This window comes from Frankia sp. BMG5.60 (assembly GCF_059428125.1).
Map to the genome: position 1 here is coordinate 5482250 of NZ_CM182091.1, position 14918 is coordinate 5497167.

Below are 14918 nucleotides of genomic sequence, written 5' to 3' on the forward strand. Positions count from 1 at the left end.
GGGGCGACCGGGACGAGGCCCGGCGCGATGGTCCGGCGGCCTTGCCGGGCGTCTCCCGGCGGTCCTCCCGTAACAGCTCCCGTGAGGCATCCCGTCGGCCCGGCGAGTTCAGGGCAGGCGGTGGGGGCGGCGCGGGCGCGCACCTGTCCGCGCAGTTCCGGCGCGTGCCGTGTCCCCGCGGTCCGGCGACGAGCCGAGATGGCGGCCAGCGGTCGGCGGCCGGCCGCGGCGGGCGACCAGGGCGGACCGGGCGGACCGGGCCTGGTCGCTGGCCGCGGTGGATCGGGCACGGCCGATCGCGCGGTCGACCCGCCTGGGGGGTTCCCCCATGCCAGCCTGGCAAGGCGGCCGGCGTTTGGCGCCTGTCCGGCGGCCACCGCGCTCGACGGAACCGGCGCCAGTCGGCCGGATGGTCCGACCAGGGGCCGGATGGTCCGATCAGGGGATGCCGGGTTGGTGGCGCTGCTCCGCGGGCGTCGGACTCGGTGGCGCCCGATCGGGTGGCGCGGATCCCGATCGGGTGGTGTGGATGGGGCCCAGGGGGGATCGAACCTGGCCTTCCCGGGAATCACGACGGCACAGACGTCCAGTCCGAACGGGGGGGACGGTGAGACAGCCGTGATCTTCAATACTCGTGTGGACGCGGGCCGGCAGCTCGGCGCCCGGCTGGCCCACCTGCGCGGCCAGGACGTCGTCGTCGTGGGGCTGCCCCGCGGCGGGGTCCCCGTCGGGTACGAGGTGGCGCTGGCCCTGGATGCGCCACTGGACGTGATCCTCGTCCGCAAGATCGGTGTGCCGTTCCAGCCCGAGCTCGCCATGGGCGCGATCGCCGAGGGCGGGGTGCGGGTCGTCAACGAGGAGACCCTGCGGCTGGCCAACGTCGGTCCGGAGGCGTTCGCCGAGGTCGAGGCGCGGGAGACGGCCGAGCTGGAGCGGCGCGCCCGGCGCTTCCGGGACGGCCGGCCGCGGATCTCCCTCGCCGGCCGCACGGTGGTCATCGTCGACGACGGGATCGCGACCGGTTCGACGGCGCTGGCCGCCTGCCAGGTCGTCCGGGCCCAGAGGGCCGGGCGGGTCGTGCTCGCCACCCCCGTCGCTGCCCGTGACCGTGTCGAGTGGCTGCGCCGGCAGGCCGACGAGGTGATCTGCGTCCAGGAGCCGGCGAGCTTCTTCGGTATCGGCGAGTTCTACGCCGACTTCGATCAGACACCGGACGAGGAGGTCGCCGATCTGCTGCGCCGGGCCGCCGCCCGCCGTCCGGGGGGCACGACCGGGACCCGCGATGCCGATTCGGTGGAGGATGCCCGCGCGGAGGCCGCCCGCGTGGATGGTGCCCGTGCGGAGGCCGACCGTGCGGAGGCCGACCGAGCGGAGGGTGGCTGTGCGGAGCATGCCCGTGCGGAGGGTGGCTGTGCGGAGCATGCCCGTGCGGAGGGTGGCTGTGCGGAGGGCGCCCGCGACGGCGGGGGGCCGGGGGCGGGGCGGGTCGTGGAGGTGTCGATTCCCGCGGATCTGGTGCGGCTCGCCGGGCGGCTGAGCCTGCCCCCCCAGCCGGGCGGGGTGGTCGTCTTCGCGCACGGTAGCGGCAGCAGCCGCAGCAGCCCGCGCAACCGCTTCGTCGCCGACACCCTGGCGTCCGCGGGACTGGCCACGCTGCTGTTCGACTTGCTGACCCCGGACGAGGAGCGCGACGTCGGGAACGTGTTCGACATCGACCTGCTCGCCCGGCGCCTGCTCGCCGCGACCGCCTGGCTGCGGGAGGTGCCCGCGACCGCCGCCCTACCGCTGGGCTACTTCGGCGCGAGCACCGGCGCCGCGGCGGCGCTGTCCGCCGCGGCCGAGGCCGCCCAGCAACCCGCCTTCGACGTCGCCGCCGTCGTCTCCCGGGGCGGGCGGCCCGACCTGGCCTGGGATGCGCTGCCGGCGGTGCTGGCGCCGACCCTGCTCGTCGTAGGCGGGCTCGATGAGCAGGTCCTCGAGCTGAACCGGCGGGCGCGGGAGCGGCTTACCGGCTGCGCGAGTCGCCTGGAGATCGTGCCGGGCGCGACGCATCTCTTCGGCGAGCCGGGCGCGCTGGAGCGGGTGGCCGTGCTCGCCCGGGACTGGTTCGTCGACCGCCTCACCCTGCTGGGCCACGCACACCGGGCCTGACCGACCTCGTTCGGCAAGTACCTGTACGTAATCGTGTGCGTGCTCCTCGAAACGGGGGAACGACGTCAAGGGGAGCGCATGGCCCACCCGGGCGGGGCGTCGGGCGGAGAGGGGCTAGGCATGGCCTACATCGGTTCGGTGGTCAGCGGGCCGCCGGTGACCGTGGCGAGAGCCACCACGATCAGCGAGGCGGCGCGGAAGATGGGGCGAACGGGCGTCGGCGCGCTGCTCGTCGTCGACGATGACCGGCAGGCCGATGACCGGCAGGCCGGGGATCGGCAGGTCGGGGATCGACTGGTCGGCATCGTGACCGACCGTGACATCGTCCTGCGCGGGGTGGCGCGGGGGATCGGGCCGGACGGCCGGATCGACGCGCTGATGACGACCGAGGTCGTCACCGTGCCCGCCGGCATGGGCGTCGAACGGGCCTACGAGATTTTCCGGGATCACGCGATCCGGCGGCTGCCGGTGCTGGACGGCCGGCGCATCGTCGGCCTGGTCTCCATCGACGATCTGCTGATCCGCAGCGAGCGGGAGATCGCCGACCTGGTGCATCCGCTGTGCGAGGAGACGTTCGCCCCGCACCGCGAGGCGGCGGCGCCGGTCGTGACGGAACGAGTGACGACCACGACCACCACCACGACCGCGGCCGTCCGGATGGCCGATTTCGCCGCGCCCGCCCGTCGACGGACCGCGCTGCACGCGCACCCCGGAGACACGCTGGTGGTGCACAGTCACATACCCAGGACGCCGGACCGGCTCGGGGAGATCTTCGAGGTTCGGACGGACGCGGGTGACCCGCCGTTCGCCGTGCGTTGGTCCGACACCGGGCACGTCAGCTTCGTGTACCCCGGCCCGGACGCGGAGATCCGTTGCGGCGGCGAGAGGGCGGCCGCGGACAGCACCCGCTAGGGCCACGAGCTCGCCGCCCGGCACCCACCGCGGGGTCAGGGGTCAGGCCTCGCTGTCCACCACATGGCCGGCCTCGAAGGCGATCGTGCGGTCGGCGAGGACCTCGGCGTCGATCGGGTCGTGCGTGACGATCAGCACGGGTGCGGACAACGTCGGCAGGACCGTGCGCAGGAACGTACGGACCTCCCCCCGGGTGGTGCTGTCGAGCGCGGCCAGCGGCTCGTCGAGCAGCAGCAGGCGAGGCTCCGTGGCCAGCGCGCGGGCGAGCGCCACCCGCTGGCTCTGGCCGCCGGACAGGGCCCCGGGGCGGCGGTCGCCGAGCTCGCCGATCCCGAACCGCTCCAGCCACGAATCCGCCCGTTCGCGAGCGTGCCGGCGGCCCTGGCCGAGGCGGGCCCGCACCCCGAACGCCACGTTGTCGCGGGCGCGCAGGTGCGGGAACAGCAGGTAGTCCTGGAACACGACGCCCACCGGGCGGCGCTCGGACGGGACGAAGCGGCGTTGCGCGGGGTCGTCGAGGACCTGCCCGGCCAGCGTTATCCGTCCCTCGTCGAGCGGGAGCAGCCCGGCCAGCGTGCGCAGCAGGGTGCTCTTGCCGGCACCGCTGCGGCCGAGGACGGCGACCGTCTCCCCCCGGGCGACCTGGACGTCGACGGCGAGGACGAACTGGCCGCGGCGCACCGTCACGCGGGCATCGAGGCCGTCCGTCTCCGACGCCGGTTCGGGCCCGCGCTCGGACGGGTCGGCATGCGTGCTCCCCGGCGTGCCGGCGCTCACCCGAGTCCTCCCTCAGGGCCGACGGTTACCGGTGTCGGGCGGGACGCCCGGCCCCGCAGCAGCCGCCGGGCGCCCGGGAACCACCGCGCGCGCAGCGCCACCAGCACCGCGACGCAGACGGCGAGCAGGACGAGGGACAGCGCGATGGCGGCGTCGCTGTCCGTCTCCAGCGCCAGGTAGACGGCCAGTGGCATCGTCGTGGTGGTGCCGGGGAAGTTGCCGGCGAAGGTGATCGTCGCGCCGAACTCGCCGAGGGCGCGGGCCCAGCACAGCGCGGCCCCGGCGGCGACGGCGGGCGCGACCAGCGGGACGGTCACCCGGCGGAACGTCGTCCAGGGGCCCGCGCCGAGGGTGGCGGCGGCGTCCTCGAAGCGGCGATCGGCGCTGTTCAGCGCGCCCTCGACCGAGACGACGAGGAAGGGCATCGCCACGAAGGTCTGCGCGATCACCACTCCGGCGGTGGTGAAGGGCAGGGTGATCCCGAACCAGTCGTCCAGGCGCTGCCCGACGATGCCGCGCCGGCCGAGGGCCAGCAGCAGCGCCACGCCGCCGACGACGGGTGGCAGCACCAGCGGCAGCGTGACCAGCGCCCGCAGCAGGGAGCGGCCCGGGAACCTGGTCCGGGCCAGCAGCCAGGCGAGCGGAATGCCGAACACCAGCGACAACGCCGTCGCCGCGGTGGCGGTCTCCAGCGACAGCAACAGCGCCTCGCGGACGCTGTGCTTGGTGATCAGATCGGGCAGCCCGGACCAGGGGGCCCGGACGAGCAGGCCGATGAGCGGCAGGAGCAGGAACAGTGCGGCGACCGCCCCCGGCACCCACAGCGCCCACGGCGCCCGGCGGCGGGTCTCCCGGCGGGCGGTGCGGCCCATCGCCCGCAGGCGGGGTCGCTGGTCCGGATCGCGGTCCAGGCCGCGGTTCGGACCAGCGACCAGGCTCTCGGGCGCGCCCGCGGAGCCGCCCCTCGAACGGTTCCGCGAGCGCAGTGACAGCCGCCAACCGGTCACGGCCCGCTGCGCCGGAGCGGCCCACGGCAGCGAGGCATCACCTGGACTCGTCATCGCCGGCGGGGCCCCTCTCCCTGGTGACTCTGGTGACGCTTGCAGAGCAGGTGATCGCTTGCAGAGCAGGTGATCGCTTGCAGAGCCGGTGATCGCTTGCAGAGCGGGTCACCCGCGAGACCCGGGCCGCTGGGCGGTCAGCGGCGGTCGGGCATCTCGATGACGACGTTGGTCGACTTCACCGCCCCGACCGCGAGGACGCCGGGTTCGAGCCCGAGTTCGTCGGCGGCCTCCCGGCTCATCAGGGAGACCAGCCGGTGCGGGCCGGCCTGGATCTCGACCTGGGCCATCACCGTGTCCCGGGTGACCCGGGTGATGATCCCGGGGAATCGGTTGCGGGCGGACTCGGCGACGACGGGCGTGGCTGTACTGGTCTGGTCTCCTGCCATATCCTTGGCGAACTCGGCCAGGTTGGCGCCCTCGATCGCCCGGCGACCGGCGTCGTCCAGGACGGTGGGTAGTCGGCCGCTGTCCGCCCATCGGCGGATGGTGTCGTCGCTGACACCGAGCAGCGCTGCCGCCTCACTGATCCGGAATCTCGGCATGCTTGTGATGGTAGCCCGGTAGCTTCGGCGAGTTCGACGCGCATAACCCGAATTTGCGGTGATTTCGGCGGCGTTTCCTCCGCTTACGCGGAGCTCCTCCGGTGCGGGGGGGTCGGTCCGTTCGTGGCCTCGGCCGGTCCGCCCCGGGCGGGATGACCGGTTGGCGCCCAAGCATCCACCCCGACGGGGCACCATGCGGAGGTCGCCCCGTCCGCCGATCCCCGTCCCTGGAGCGCCCGTGACACCGTCCGCTCGCCCGTTCGCCACCGCCACTGCCAGCACCGCCGACGGCCCGGCCGTCGACCCCACGGGTCCGGTCGCGGCGCCGGTGCGGATCAACGTCCGCGCGCTGCTCGTCGAGGGTGACCGGATCCTGCTCGCCAACGAACGCGGCCAGACGTGGTTCCACCTGCTCGGTGGCCGGGTCGAGGCCGGGGAGACGGTGCAGGGGGCGTTGCGCCGCCTGCTTGATGAGCAGGCCGGCATCGAGCTCGACCATCTCACGTTCGCCGGCTGCCTTGAGGGAACCGCGATCGAGCGCGGCGAGCGGGTCGGGGTGCTCGACGTCGTCTTCGCGGTCGACCGGTCCTGGGCCGGTGAGTTCGGCACCAGGCTCGACGACCTGGACATCGTCTCGGCGTCCCTCGTGAGCCTCCCCGACCTGGATCTGCGCCCCGCCACCCTGCGCCAGCTCATCCCCGAGTGGCTGCTGCACGCCCGACCGGCCTGGTACGGGGCGAGCGGCCGCTGACCGCCGAGGCGTGGTCGGCCTTCAAGGCGTGGTCGACCTCAAGGCTTGGTCGGACTCGAGAACAGGTGACCTCACGGCGTAGTTGACCTCAATCCGACTTCAGGTTCTAGCGTTCGGCCACGGGCCGGCGCCGCCTCGTGGGTGCGTCGGCGCGGTCCGTGGCCACCCGGCCCCGACGCGACCTGGAGGACGGATCATGTACGCAGTCCGGCTGCACGAGTTCGGCCCGGCGGGCAATCTCCGCTACGAACAGGTCGACGATCCGGTGCCGGCGGCCGGCCAGGTGCGCGTCGCGGTGGCCGCGGCCGGCGTTCACCTGGTCGACACCACCCTGCGACAGGGCTGGGCCGGCGGGCCGTTCCAGCGCCCCGAGCTGCCGACCATCCCGGGGCGGGAGGTCGCCGGCACGGTCGACGCCGTCGGGCCGGGCGTCGACGAGGGGTGGCTCGGCCGGCGTGTCGTCGCCCATCTCGGCCTGACCGGCCAGGGATACGCCCAGTTTGCCGTCCGCGACGTGGACAGCGTCCATCCCATCCCGCCCGGCCTCGACGCCCCCGCCGCCGTGGCGATGATCGGTACCGGTCGCACCGCGATCGGCATCCTCGACGTCGCCGAGCTGACCGCCACGGACGTCGTCCTGATCACGGCCGCGGCCGGCGGCATCGGCACCCTGCTCGTCCAGGCGGCCCGCGGGGTCGGGGCGACCGTCGTCGCCATCGCCGGGGGAGCCGCGAAGGTGGCCGCGGCGCGCCGCCTCGGCGCCGACATCGCCGTCGACTACACCCTCCCCGACTGGCCGGACGCCGTCCGGGCCGCCCTCGACGGCCGCACCGTGACCGTGACACTGGACGGGGTGGGCGGCGCCGCCGGCCGCGCCGCCCTGGAGCTGATCGGACCGGCCGGCCGCTACTACACGTTCGGCTGGTCGGCCGGGTCGCCGACCGCCATCACCACCGAGGACGTGACGGAGCGAGGACTGCTGGTCGCCTCCGTCCTCGGCCCGCGGATGTTCCGCCGGCCCGGCGGGCTGGCGGCGCTGGAGGAGGCCGCGCTCGCCGCCGCGGCCGCCGGCACCCTGGTACCAGCCGTGCAGACCTTCCCGCTGGCCGAGGCGGCGGCCGCGCATGCCGCCCTGGAAACCCGCGCGACGACCGGCAAGGTCGTCCTGCTCCCCTGAAGGCACCGGACCCGACTGAACCCCAGCCGGAGCCGGCGAGGGTCGTAGTGTTGCGGTGGTGGCGGTTCGAGGGACGGGCGACGCGCTGGCACTGCTGACCGGATCCCAGGCGCGCCGGGCGGCCCTCGCGGCCCAGGGGCTGGCCCGGCCACGGCCGACCGGCCGGCTCGATCGTCGACACCTGCGGGCCCTGTTCGCCCAGGTCGGGGTCGTGCAGATCGACTCGGTGAACGTGCTGGCCCGGGCGCACTACATACCCGGCTGGTCGCGGTTGGGTCCGTACTCCCGGGAGCTGTTCGACCGGCTCGTCCAGGTCGAGCGGTACGCCTACGAGTACTGGGCGCACGAGGCCTCGCTCATCCCGGTCGCCTGGGAACCGCTGTTCCGCTGGCGGGCGGCGGCGGCCCTGGCAGGCGAAGGCATGTGGCGGGGGGTCGCCGCGTTCGGCCGGCAGCGCGCCGACTACGTGGCCGACGCGCTGGCCCAGGTCCGTGATCGCGGCCCACTCGCCGCCGCCGACCTGGCCGAACCCGGCCGCGGCGGTGGGGGCTGGTGGGGATGGGCGGACGGCAAGCGGGCCATGGAGTACCTCATCTGGACGGGCCAGCTCTGCGTCGCCGGCCGCCGCGCATCCTTCGAGCGGCTCTACGACCTGCCGGAGCGGGTGATCCCACCGGCCGTTCTCGGCCTGCCGACCCCCGACTCGCACGAGGCCGTCCGGATCCTGCTCGGCCACGCCGCCGACCGCCTCGGGGTGGCGACCGCAGGCGACCTCGCCGACTACTTCCGGCTGCCCGCTGCGGTGGCGAGGCCCCGTCTCGCCGAGCTGGTGGAGAACGGGGAACTGGTGGAGGTGGGGGTGGCCGGCTGGTCCGCGCGGGCGTATGCCCGCCCGGAGCTCACCGTCGCCCGCCGGGCCGCCGCTCGTGCCCTGCTGTCCCCCTTCGACCCGCTGGTCTGGGAGCGTGCCCGCACCCGTCGCCTGTTCGGGATGGATCTGGTCCTGGAGCTCTACACGCCCGCGCCGAAGAGGCGGTACGGCTACTACGTGCTGCCCTTCCTGCTCGGGGATCGACTCGCGGCCCGGGTCGACCTCAAGGCGGACCGGGCGGCGAGGGTCCTGCGGGTCGCGGCGGCCTGGCACGAACCCGATCCCGGCTCGGACATCCCGGCCCCGCGCCGTCCGGTTCGGCCAGGTCGGGCAGGTCAGCCGTCGGTCGTCCCGGCCGGTCGGGATCTGGCCGGTCGGGATCTGGGCGGTTCGGATCCGGCCGGCTCGGCGTCGGACGGTCCGGATCCGGGCAGTCCGGCGACGGTCGCCGCCGAACTCGTCGCGCTCGCCGGCTGGCTGGGCCTCGACCGCATCGAGGTCGTCGCGAACGGGACGTTGGCCCCCGCGCTGACCCGAGCGGTCGCGGCCCTCGGCGCGGCCGGCTGAGCGCGCCGGTCCTCCCGGTGGTTTTGGCAGCGCGGCCTTGGGATCGCGGTTGGCGCCGCTACTTTGCAATAGTGGCCCTCGATGCCGATGCCGACCGGCGCGAGCCGGTTCGCGGCCTGCTCACGTGGCCGTCGCCGGGAGGGGTGGCGGCGTGGTCGTCGTCGGCGTGACGGGCCACCGGGGGCTCACCGGGGATCAGGCCCGCTACGTGGCCGCGCAGGCGCGCCGGCTGCTCACGCCCCTCGCCGGCGCGGGTTTCGCCGGGATCACCTGCCTCGCCGAGGGCGCGGACACCATCGTCGCCGACGTCGTCCTCGCTCTCGGCGGCCGGCTGATCTCCGTGATCCCGGCGGACGGGTACCGCGAGTTCCAACCCGCCGCGCATCGCCGGGACTTCGATCGGCTGCTGCGCTGCTCCGCAGAGGTTCGTCGGCAGGACCGCCCGACCCCGGACCTGGCCAGCCTGATGGCGGCGAGCCGGGTTCTCGTCGACGCCTCAGACCGGATCATCGCGGTCTGGGACGGTCTGCCGGCCCGCGGCTACGGGGGCACGGCCGATGTCGTCGATTACGCCCGGCTACGGCGCCGGCCTGTGGAGATCATCTGGCCGGCCGGCGCCGTGCGTCGCCCGGCGGAACCCGGCGACGAGGACTGGCACGGCCGGCCGGCTGGCGGCGGCCCCGTCAGCGGGGGGTGAGCGGGACGATGCCCACCTGGACCGGGGTGAGACCACTCTTGGGCGCGGCGGAGGTGCCGGCGGTCCCCGCGGCCGGAGCCTGTGTCTGTGCTTGTGTCTGGGCCGGGGCCTGCGTCGCTTGTGTCTGGGCCGGGGCCTGCGTCCCCACCTGGCTCCGACCCTGCGCCAGGGTCCGCGCCTGGGTCTGGGTCCGCGCCTGGGTCTGACCCTCGGGCTGGCTTGGCTGGCTCCGCGGCTGGCTCTGGGCCTGCGGCTGGCTCTGGGCCTGGGTTCGGGGGGGTGCTTGCTGAGCCTGGGCCGGCCGGACAGCCGGGGCCGCACCGCCGCCCGCGGCCGGTAGCCCCGCCGCGGCGGCCACGGGTGCCGCCGGAACGCGGTCCGTGCCGGCCGTGCCCGGCGTGATCGCGCCGGGCTGCCCTGTCGGTGCGGTGACCCGGGCCGCCGGAGGCTGCGCGGCGGGCCGTTCGGTCGGCGTGAGGGGGGTGACGAGGAGCCCCTCGGGTGCCTGGAGGGTCGGGTTCGGGGCGCTCACCGGGGCCTGCCCGGTGCCCTGCGCGGGATGACGATCGGCCGAGGCCAGTGGCGCGCCAGCCGCACCGGCGTCCCCGGCGCGGCTGGCCGCGGCGAGCCGCAACGTGTGCAGCGCGAAGTCCTCAGCGGCCAGATCCTCCTGCTGCTCGTACTCGGTCGGGGCGAGCGCCGCCCCGCCGCCGGGGCTGGTCGGGGCGCCGGTGCCCGCCTCGGCGGGATCGATCGGGGCGGCTGGATCGGTGGAGTCCGTGGAGTCGCCGGGGCCCGCCGGCGCGGGCGCCGCGGACGGGTGCGCCGGTGCCGGCGCGACCCGGTCGGCGGACCGGCTCCCGGCCGAGCCGTCCCCGGCGCGATTCTCGTGCAGGGGGGGCTGTGCGCCGGTGGTCACGTCGTCGCTGGAGCCGCCCAGCCCCGCGGCGGTCGCCGCCGCCGCCACCGCGGCCGCCGCCGCCACCGCGAGCGCGGCGACCGGGCGGACCCGGGGACGGCGCCGGCGCTCCTCTTCCGGGCCCGGCGAGGTCGGTGGCAACCGCCGCACCCCCGCCGCGGCCGCCGGACGTCCGGACGGGGTGGACTGGCCGCCTACCTCGGCATCCTGGACGGGCGGGAGGATCCGCGTCGGGTGCGGGCGGCCGGCACTCGGCTCCGAGCGGTCTGCCGCGGCAGACCGGCGGGGACTGCGCCCCGCCGGACGCTGCGACGGCGTCGGCGGCGGCGGGGGGAGTACCGGCGGTGGTGGCAGGGTCGGCAAGGGGGGCAGCGTAAGGCTGACCTCGGGTAGGTCAGGCAGGTCCGGTAGGCCGCCCCCGGCAGCGTCCCCCCGCCGTCCGGCATCCCCTCGCCGCTCGGCGGAACGGGCTCGTCCGAACGGGTCGGCCCGCCTGATCGCCCGGCCAAGGCCGTTCCCGGCGCCGCGACCGTCCCCGCCATCCGTCTGCGTGCCGCCTCGGGTCTGCGTGTCCCCGTGGCTGGCCGCGCGGGCCGCGCTGTGGCGACCACCGCCGGCCGGCCTGACCTCGCCGCTCCCGCCGTCGGATTGGGCCGGCGGCGGGGTGCGTCGCGCGGGAGCCTGCGCGGGCCCGGCGGCCCGCGCCGGATCGGCGGACCGCGCCGTTCGCGCGGGCTGTGCCGTCCCCGCGGACCGCGACGACGGGAGGGCCGAGATCGGGGCGGTCCCGGCCGCTGGGCTCGGTCCCGAGGCCGGTCCAAGGCGCTGGGCTGTCGCCGCGTCCCCGGCGGCCCCACCCGCGAGCACGCCGCGCCGCGTCCCCTGCCGGGGATCGGGTGCGGGGACGGCCTGCTGGCGGGGGATCGCACGGGAGCGGTCACGCCCGGCGCGACCAGAGCGAGGGCGCGGGCCGGCCAGCAGGGCCAGTAGTTCGGAGACGTCGGGCAACGAGGCGCCGTCGGCCTGGCGCACCCGGGCCAGCGCGCGGGCCACCCCGGGGCTGGTCGGGCCGTCCTGCTCGGGCCGTTGCGCGCGCCGCCAGCCGCCGCGGCCCGCCGGCTCCACCGAACCGGACGCCTTGCCCGTGGCGGCCAGGTCGACGAGGCCGGCCCAGGCCACGATGTCGGCGGCCGGCCCGTCCCAGCCGCCCGCCGCCGGTCCGTAGCCGTACCCGGGCACGTAGCCGCCGGCGGCCGTGGGTCCGGTCGCGGCACCGTGGCCGGCTGCGGCCGTGGACAGCAGCAGCGGGCGCAGGGCGGCGGCGATCCCCAGGTCGACCAGGCGGGGGCCGACGACGGACAGGACGATGTCCGTGGCCGTCAGGTCGCCCAGGGCGCCGACGGTGTGGTGGGCCGCGTCGATGGTTTCGAGCAGGGTGCGGGCGAGCCGGTCGATCTCGTCGGCGGACAGCGGCCCCCGCTCGGTGAGCTCGCGTGCCAGGGTCGGCCCGCCGACGAACTCGGTGACCACGTACGGGCGGTCCGCGTCGGGCGCGGCGTCGAGCACGCCGCAGGTGTGCGGACCGGACAGCACGCTGGCCCGGTCGACGGCCGCCGCGAAGCGGGCCCGCATGTCGGCGCGCAGGGCGTCGCCCGGGTGCAGCGCACGGATCGCCACCTGGGCGCCGCCCGGCGCGCGGCCCAGGTAGACGATGCCCGTGATGCCCGCGTCGAGGCGGCCGAGCAGCGAATAAGGCCCGAGCGCCGAGGATTCGCCGGCGGCGAGCGGTGCGACGTGGCGAGGTAGTCGAGCGGTCATGGTGGGTGCCCCGAATGCGACTCGCGGATGGCCGGCGGCGTGCGACCTCTCCGACGGTAGCTACTCAGGTCGTGTCCGTGAAGGCTGCTACGCCCCCTTCTTCGGAAGCATCCGGGTCGTGGCCGCCGTGCCCACGAGGTCCGGGGTGGGCGTGGCCGCCTCGACGGGGCGCGGGCGCGCCGGCCGGGCGCCCGGATGGGCGGCCTCGATCCCGTCGAGCAGCCAGCCCAGGGCCTGCTCGAAGCGCGGCGTCAGTAGCCGGCACCCGGCGGTCCGCAGCGACCGCAGCCGCGGCAGCTCCTCGGCGGCGACGATGACGTCGAAATCCGGTTGCGGTTCCAGCAGCGGCGCAGGACCATCGTCATGGTCGCCCGCGGGTTCGTCCGGGTCGCGGTACGCCTCGCTGCTGAGCTCGCGCAGCGTGCAGCCGACGACCAGGTCGCTGACGGAGTGGATGATGCGCAACTGCTCGTCCGGATCGTCGGTGATGCGCGACGCGACGGTGAGGTACTGCTCGAGGTAGCGCAGCTTGTTGGGTCCGAGGGCGGGGCGGACCGCGACGCCCAGCGCCCACGGGTGACGCTGGAAGGACTGCCTGATCCGCCGGGCGATCTCGGTCAGCGCCGTGCGCCAGTCGGCCGGGATGTCGTCGAGCAGGTGCCCGCCGAGGAACTCGTTCCACATCAGGTCGAGTAGCTCGTCCTTGTCGCGCACGTGGTAGTAGAGGGTCATCGTCCCGACGCCCAGGCTCGCGGCGAGCCGGCGCATCGACACGGCTGCCAATCCCTCGGCGTCGGCGAGCTCGATGGCCGCCAGCGCGAGCCGCTCGGGGCTCAGAGTGGACCGGCACCCGGGTGGGGGACCCTGCCCCGCCCGGCGCCTCCCGCCCGGCCCGACGGCCGGTTCCGTCGGCGCGGCCATGACCTCATCACCTCCGAACACGCAGCCGAACAGCAGTTTTGCCGTTGGTACATCGTACGGCGTAGGGTGGCCCCTAGTCCTCGTACGGTGTACGACGGCTGCTAGGAGGGGATGTTGGGAATGGCACATTCGGAGGGAACGGGCGCGAGCGGCGTCAGCGGTTCCGATCAGGTGGCGGCGGGGGTGCCCGGGGGCACCGCGTCCGTCGGGGCCTCCGTCGAGAGTGGTCGGGGCGCGGTCGGTTCGGCGCCGCCGGCCCCCCGGGCGAAGTGGGCCGTGCTGGCGGTGTGCTGCCTGGCCCAGTTCATGGTGGTGCTCGACATCTCGATCGTGAACGTCGCCCTGCCGGCGATGCAGACCGATCTCGGCATGTCGGCCGGCGGTCTGCAGTGGGTGGTGAACGCCTACACCCTCGCCTTCGCGGGGCTACTGCTGTTCGGTGGCCGGGCGGCGGACCTGTTCGGTCGGCGCCGGGTCTTCGTGTTCGGGCTGGGGCTGTTCACGCTGGCGAGCCTCGCCGGCGGCCTCGCCCAGTCCGAGACGCAGCTCATCATCGCCCGGGCGGTGCAGGGCCTCGGCGGCGCCGTGCTGGCCCCGGCGACGTTGAGCCTGCTGATGACCTCGTTCGCGGAGGGGCGAGAGCGGACCAGGGCGCTCGGCGCCTGGGGCGCCACGGCGGCCAGTGGCGGTGCCTTCGGAACGGTCGTCGGTGGCATCCTCACCGACGTCGCCGACTGGCGGTGGGTGCTGTTCGTCAACGTGCCGATCGGGGTGGCGCTCGTGGCCGCGGCCCGCGTGGTGCTCGTGGAATCGCGGGGGCAGGTCAGCCGCCTGCGCGACCTCGACCTGCCGGGCACGCTGACCGTGACGGGCGGCCTGGTCCTGCTGGTCTACGCGATCGTCCGCACGGAGACCTCCTCCTGGAGCTCGCCGGTGACGATCGGGTTGCTGGTCGGTGCGGTCGTGCTCCTCGGCGCCTTCGTCGCGATCGAAGCATCCACGGCCAATCCGCTGGTGCCGCTGAACATCTTCCGCTATCCGGGGATCGCGGTCGCCAACGTGATCGCGGCGCTTCTCGGTGCGGCGATGTTCGCGGTGTTCTTCTTCCTCACCCTGTTCCTGCAGCGGGTCGAGGACTACAGCCCGCTGCGGGCGGGGCTGTCGATGCTGCCGATGCCACTAATGATCATCGTGGCGTCGCAGCTCGTCACGCGGACGATCGGTCGGCTCGGCCCGCGGCCGATCATCATCTTCGGCGCCGCCGTGGGCTCGTCGGGCCTGCTGTGGCTGTCGGCGATCACGCCGGGCGGCTCGTACTGGACGCACGTGTTCGGCCCGCTCGCGGTGATGGGCTTCGGCATGGGAACCACGATGGTCTCGATGGTCTCCGCGGCCACGGCCGGTGTGCCGATCCGGCTCGCCGGGCTCGCCTCCGGGCTCATCAACACCGGGCGGCAGATCGGGGCGGCCGTCGGTCTCGCCGCCGTGACGACGATCGCCACGCATCACACCGAGGGTCGGCTCCGCCATGGGATCGCGCCGCCCGAGGCGCTGACCTCCGGGTACTCGCTCGGCCTGTTCATCGGCGGCTGCGTCTTCGCCCTGGGAGTCCCGGTGGCGTTCCTTCTGCCGCGGCTGCGCCGGCCCGAGCCGGCCGCCGCCGGGCCGCCGGCAGCGGCCCAGCACGCCGACGCCCAGCTCGCCGACGCCGACGATCCGGTAGTCGCCCACACCGCCGAGGTCTGACCTCG

The 14918-nt window shown here is 75.2% G+C and carries 12 protein-coding genes; 7 read left to right on the forward strand and 5 right to left on the reverse strand.

Annotated features, from left to right (window positions below; all coding sequences use genetic code 11):
• The first annotated feature begins 618 nt into the window (after nt 1-618).
• Both AC5R91_RS22490 and AC5R91_RS22495 read left to right on the forward strand, forming a co-directional pair.
• Nucleotides 619-2151 (forward strand): phosphoribosyltransferase family protein, encoded by a 1533-nt coding sequence (locus AC5R91_RS22490; RefSeq protein ID WP_495393298.1) that lies wholly within the window; start codon nt 619-621, stop codon nt 2149-2151.
• Nucleotides 2152-2271: 120 nt separating this feature from the next.
• Nucleotides 2272-3063 carry a DUF1918 domain-containing protein gene (locus AC5R91_RS22495; RefSeq protein ID WP_495393299.1) on the forward strand — a complete coding sequence of 264 codons (792 nt, stop codon included), beginning with the start codon at nt 2272-2274 and terminating at the stop codon, nt 3061-3063.
• Between the two features lie 42 nt (nt 3064-3105).
• Here AC5R91_RS22495 and AC5R91_RS22500 read toward each other — a convergent pair whose 3' ends face one another.
• From AC5R91_RS22500 to AC5R91_RS22510, 3 genes are all read right to left on the reverse strand, one after another.
• Nucleotides 3106-3840, reverse strand: a complete 735-nt coding sequence (locus tag AC5R91_RS22500) for an ABC transporter ATP-binding protein (RefSeq protein WP_495393300.1) — start codon at nt 3838-3840, stop codon at nt 3106-3108.
• Entirely contained in the window at nt 3837-4901 is a 1065-nt protein-coding gene (locus tag AC5R91_RS22505) for an ABC transporter permease (protein WP_495393301.1), read from the reverse strand. Before AC5R91_RS22505 ends, AC5R91_RS22500 begins: the two co-directional genes overlap by 4 nt.
• A 137-nt stretch (nt 4902-5038) precedes the next feature.
• Nucleotides 5039-5446 carry a TOBE domain-containing protein gene (locus AC5R91_RS22510; protein WP_044883345.1) on the reverse strand — a complete coding sequence of 136 codons (408 nt, stop codon included), beginning with the start codon at nt 5444-5446 and terminating at the stop codon, nt 5039-5041.
• Between the two features lie 238 nt (nt 5447-5684).
• On the opposite strand from AC5R91_RS22510, the gene AC5R91_RS22515 reads away from it, so the two are divergent.
• The 4 genes from AC5R91_RS22515 to AC5R91_RS22530 all read left to right on the forward strand — a co-directional run bounded on the left by AC5R91_RS22515 (nt 5685) and on the right by AC5R91_RS22530 (nt 9509).
• A complete protein-coding gene (locus AC5R91_RS22515; protein ID WP_495393302.1) occupies nt 5685-6197 on the forward strand; it encodes an NUDIX hydrolase in 513 nt (170 codons plus the stop codon).
• Nucleotides 6198-6393: 196 nt separating this feature from the next.
• Nucleotides 6394-7374, forward strand: coding sequence for a zinc-binding dehydrogenase (locus tag AC5R91_RS22520; protein WP_495393303.1), 981 nt, complete (start codon nt 6394-6396; stop codon nt 7372-7374).
• 58 nt (nt 7375-7432) lie between these two features.
• Nucleotides 7433-8812 (forward strand): winged helix-turn-helix domain-containing protein, encoded by a 1380-nt coding sequence (locus tag AC5R91_RS22525; protein WP_495393304.1) that lies wholly within the window; start codon nt 7433-7435, stop codon nt 8810-8812.
• Between the two features lie 151 nt (nt 8813-8963).
• Nucleotides 8964-9509: a hypothetical protein gene (locus AC5R91_RS22530; protein ID WP_495393305.1), complete on the forward strand. Its 546-nt coding sequence runs from the start codon at nt 8964-8966 to the stop codon at nt 9507-9509.
• Here the strand turns inward: AC5R91_RS22530 and AC5R91_RS22535 are convergent.
• Nucleotides 9496-12246 (reverse strand): hypothetical protein, encoded by a 2751-nt coding sequence (locus tag AC5R91_RS22535; protein WP_495393306.1) that lies wholly within the window; start codon nt 12244-12246, stop codon nt 9496-9498. The genes AC5R91_RS22530 and AC5R91_RS22535 overlap by 14 nt on opposite strands.
• Before the next feature lie 87 nt (nt 12247-12333).
• Nucleotides 12334-13167, reverse strand: coding sequence for a TetR/AcrR family transcriptional regulator (locus tag AC5R91_RS22540; protein ID WP_495393307.1), 834 nt, complete (start codon nt 13165-13167; stop codon nt 12334-12336).
• Between the two features lie 120 nt (nt 13168-13287).
• Between AC5R91_RS22540 and AC5R91_RS22545 the strand changes: the two genes are divergently transcribed.
• Nucleotides 13288-14913, forward strand: a complete 1626-nt coding sequence (locus AC5R91_RS22545) for an MFS transporter (protein WP_495393308.1) — start codon at nt 13288-13290, stop codon at nt 14911-14913.
• Nucleotides 14914-14918 lie beyond the last annotated feature (5 nt).